Source organism: Cyanobium sp. NIVA-CYA 375, from assembly GCF_056108345.1.
This window is the reverse complement of record NZ_JBSYHW010000221.1, coordinates 1-1,175: the sequence shown is the minus strand read 5'-3', so window position 1 is coordinate 1,175 and position 1,175 is coordinate 1. Positions and strand designations below refer to the sequence as shown.

Below are 1,175 nucleotides of genomic sequence, written 5' to 3'. Positions count from 1 at the left end.
GTAGCGGCCCGAGTACTCGGTGAGCGCGGCGTCGAAGGCGATGTTCGAGATGAAGCCGCAGTGGCTGCAGTGGGCCAGCCGCACGTCGCCCGTGGGATAGGCCAGCGCCTCCTCACGGGTGGGCAGCAGGATGCAGCTGTTGGTCGGCACACGGTCGACCGAATAGAAGACCTTCATGCCCGCTGTGCCGCAGCACGGGCAGGTGTCGCGCAGCGCGCGGCCCTGGCTGTCGGAGGCTGGCTTCGCAGGGGTTTCGGTGACGGTGCTCATGGGCTCAGATGATCCGCAGTTCGGGAATGGGGATGATGAAGCGGCCGCCACGGTCGCGGCACTCGGCCTGCTGCGCCACGATCTCGTCGGTGAAGTTCCAGGGCAGCATCAGCACGTAGTCGGGCTGGTCCTCCAGAAGCTTCCCGGGTGCATGGATGGGCTGGTGGGTGCCGGACATGAACTTGCCCTGCTTGTAGGCGTTCTTGTCCACGAGGTAGGGCACCAGCCGCTGATCGATGCCGAAGTAGTTGACCAGCGTGCAGCCCTTGGCCGGTGCACCGTAGCCGGCCACGCGGCGGCCTTCGGCCTTGAGCCGCTCCAGCATCGAGAGCAGTTCGGAACGAAGCTTCTCGACGCGGGCGCCGAAGTCGCGGAAGTAGGCCACCTGGTTCAGCCCCAGCTTCTGCTCCTGGGCCAGCAGTTCCTTGACCGCGGGCTGGACGTTCTCGCGCGGCTCGACGAACAGGCGCAGCGAACCGCCATGGATGGGCAGGCGGCGGATGTCGTTGAGGAAGAGCCCGTGGCGGCGGAACAGCTTGTCGACCGCCGTCACCGAGAAGTAGCACAGGTGCTGGTGGTAGATCGTGTCGAACTCGCAGTGGTCCACCAGGTCGAGCAGGTAGGGAAACTCGAGCACGGCCACGCCAGTGGGCTTGAGCAGCGTCGCGATGCCCTCGACGAACCCGTTGGTGTCGGCCACGTGCGCCAGCACGTTGTTGGCGTGCAGCACGTCGGCCGCCACGCCATCGGCGGCCAGCTTGCGGGCCAGGTCGACGGTGAAGAAGTCGACCAGGGTGTCCACGCCGATCTTGATGGCCGCCTGTGCCGGCGGGTCGGCCGGGTCGATGCCCAGCACGCGGTGGCCGGCGGCCTTGTAGTGCTTGAGCAGGTAGCCGTCGTTGCTG

The 1,175-nt window shown here is 66.9% G+C and carries 2 protein-coding genes; both read right to left on the bottom strand.

All coding sequences use genetic code 11. The features are described from left to right. A partial coding sequence (locus AC01FP_RS17685) for a hypothetical protein (RefSeq protein WP_474482044.1) occupies positions 1-270 on the bottom strand: 270 nt, incomplete at its 3' end. A 4-nt stretch (positions 271-274) separates the two neighbouring features. After that, a partial coding sequence (locus AC01FP_RS17680; RefSeq protein ID WP_474482041.1) for a methyltransferase domain-containing protein occupies positions 275-1,175 on the bottom strand: 901 nt, incomplete at its 5' end.